2 protein-coding genes are annotated in these 3,035 nt (G+C 76.0%); both read right to left on the bottom strand.

What is annotated here, in order from left to right:
* On the bottom strand, positions 1-985 hold a 985-nt coding region (locus ACYVPE_RS39570), incomplete at its 3' end, for a nitroreductase family protein (RefSeq protein WP_461038689.1).
* Positions 986-1,022: 37 nt separating this feature from the next.
* Complete coding sequence (locus ACYVPE_RS39565; RefSeq protein ID WP_461038690.1) at positions 1,023-2,897, bottom strand: TOMM precursor leader peptide-binding protein; 1,875 nt, start codon at positions 2,895-2,897, stop codon at positions 1,023-1,025.
* Between the last annotated feature and the right edge of the window lie 138 nt (positions 2,898-3,035).

The following is a 3,035-nucleotide window of genomic DNA, read 5'->3' as shown; positions in this document are numbered from 1 at the left end:
GCCTGGCCGGCCGCTCGGGCGAGGCCGGCAGCGCGGCGGCGGGCGCCAGCGCGCCGGGCGCCGGCCGGTCGGCGGCCTCGGCCGAGGTGGTGCGCTGCATCGTCCGCAGCGCCGCGAACTCCAGCACCCGGCGGGACCGTTCCTCGTCGCGCCGGGCCACCGACGCCGAAGTGGGCTCGGCCGTGGGCCGGTTGGTGGAAGGGTTGGCGGGGGTCCAGGGCAGCGGGACCACGGCGAAGACGCCCTCTTCCTCGCCCCGCACGCCCAACAGCCGGGCCAGCCGCGCCTCGTCGAACCAGAGCGCCGGCGCCAGCGCGCCGCCACGGGCCCGCGTCCACATCCGCCAGGTGCCGAGCAGCGCCCCCACGTCCATCGAGACGGCGTGGAAGGAGAAGCTGTTGTACTTGAACGAGTTCTGCCAGTACTTGACGCCGAGCACCAGGTACTGGTCGGTCTCCTGGCCGGGCGCCGCGTCGCCGAGCGCGGCCCGCACCTCGCCGGTGACGTCGCCGGTGAGCAGCCGCCGCATCGCGTGGTGGCGCGGCGAGTAGTGGTGCACGCCGGGTGCCAGCGGGCCGCTCGCCCCGCTCACCCAGTAGACCGAGACCGGGTAGAGCCCGCCGCCGGATGCCGTGCCGCGCGACCAGTTGGCCAGCGGGTAGCACGGCAGCGCGTCCAGGTCGGTGTTGGCCTGCACGCCGAGCCGGCGGCCGGTGAGCCCGTACGAGTCGAGCAGCAGCCCGGAGAGCGTCGGCAGGTCGAACGCCCAGCCGTCGGCGGCCGGTTCGTCCGCGTCGGTCAGCCCGCGGCCCACCGTCGCGGCGGCCGGGTAGCCGCCGTCCACGGGCAGCGGCAGCCGCTCCGACCCCGGGTAGTACTTGCTCTTGCGGGGCCCGTCGGCCCAGTTCGGCACGTAGTCGGCCGGCTCCATCGGGATGCGCCCGCGATGCATGATCGCGGTGGCGTACTCATGGGCGTATCCCATGTTTCTCCTGCCCCCTCGTGGGTCTCTGGCACGTCGGTCACGGAAACGGGTGTGGGGCGGGGTTGAGGTCGGCGGGCGTCAGATCGCGGTCGCGCAGCCCCGCCGCCCGCAGGCCGGTGCGGAGCCGCGGCATGGTCAGGGCCCGCTGCCTGCGCCAGCCGAAGTCGATCGGCAGCAGTCCCGGCACCAGCACGCCGACCGTGTGCAGCCCCAACTCCCGCTGCCCCGGCATGGTCTGATCGACGACGACCACCTCGAACCCGGCCTCGGCGACGGCCGCCACGCAGCCCCGCACGTCGTCCCGCAGGTCGTCGGCGGGCGCGAGCGTCCGACCCGGGCCGAACCGCTCGGTCAGCGCGTGCCGTTCCGGCCGCGCCGCGCCGGGCGCGCCCAGCAGGAAGTCGGCGTGCCGGCCCATCTCCGGCACCCCGTAGACCAGCGGGTGGTCGTGCAGCGCCGCCACCTGGTCGAAGTCGGCGGCCATGGCGCGCAGCCGGGTCTCCTCGCGCTCGGTGCGGCCCGGCAGGTTGACGGCGTCGGTGGCGATCTCGCACAGCGCCGAGGCCAGCGCGGCCTCCGGGTCGAGCCCGGCGCCGGCGCCGAAGCACATCCGGCCGGGCCCGCCGTCCTGCCGCACCGCCACGCCCGCCACCACCGGCACCGGAAAGGTCAGCGCGGCGTCGAAGAACCGCGCCTCGTAGCCGTACATGGCGAGCCGGTCCACCATCTGCCGGGTGGCGGCGCGGGCGCTGCTCGCCGGGTCGATCTCGGGCAGCGGCTGTTGCCCGTACCAGGTGAGCAGGAACGCGTCCCGCTCGATCACCTCCATCAGGCCGAAGTACACGGCCTCCGCCAGACTGCCGCCGGACGCACAGCCGTTGGAGCTCTCCTGCACGAACCGGCCGGCCAGCCCGGGGGTGTGGTAGTAGGTCAGCACCTCGGGCACCAGCACCGGACGCTCCCGGCCCAGCGAGTAGCCCCAGACCCAGGCGATCTCCCGTTCCGGCGTGAACGGCGCGACATGCGGGTTGGCGGCGTGGAACTCCGGCGCGTACAGGCCGCACTCACGCGGGTCGACGGCGTCGGCGCCGTCGGCCGTCAGCTCGGCCAGGCTGGCCCGCACCGCGCTGGCCCGGGTGCGCGGCCGCATCCCGGCGTACCGCTCCAGACCCTCCAGGATCCCGATCCGCACGCTGTCGCCGAACCGGTCGGCGTGCCCGCCCCAGAACGTCTCGCGCAGGTAGTCCCCCGAGCGGAGCGAGAAGCAGCCGATCGTGGCGGACGTGGAGGTGGAGGAGACGTCGTAGACGACGCTCGGACCCAGCGCGCCGCAGACCGGGTTGGCGTAGGCGTCGGTCGGCAGGTGGTAGGAGCCGAGCTCCCGCACCCGGAAAGAGCCCGGCCGGTGCTTGGGCGCCGGCTCGGCCAGCCGCAGCGTGCGGGCGGCGCCCTCGGCGGTGTCCGGCTCCTGGTGGCCGCAGCCCGGGCACTCCGGGTCGGGCAGCAGCGGGTAGCGGCGCACGGTCAGCTCGGCCAGGTCGACGAGGTGCACGACGCCGGCCCGCCGGGCCGCCACCTCGACGACGGCGGCCAGCGCGTCGGCGGCGAACGGCGTGACGTACGGCGGCCGGCCGGCGGCCAGGGTCTCCCCACCCAACTCCACGGCCTCGCGCAGCGCCACCGAGCGGACGGCCTGCCAGCGGCGCTCCAGACAGTGCGGACAGGCTGCGAGACCGGCGGCGCCGGATGCTGGCCCGACGACGGCATGCCGGCCGTAGAGCCGCACCGGGACGCCGCGCGCCGGGTGCGGCGCGGCACGGAACGCGTCCCGGACGCCGAGCGGCCGAACGTCCACCGCCACGGCGGTGGACCGCCCGATCAGCCGCCCCAACTCGGCGCACCACGCCTCCAACTCGGCCGGAACCGAAGGCTCCGCCAGCGCTGCGGCCCGCTCGGCCGCCGCGGCAGGTCCGGCCCCCGCCTCCCCGGCGGCCGCGACCGGCTCCGCCGGCACGGCTGCCTTGGCAGGCAGGCCGTTCGTCGACACGGC

The organism is Streptomyces mayteni, from assembly GCF_054783955.1.
This window is presented reverse-complemented; position numbering and strand designations above follow the sequence as displayed.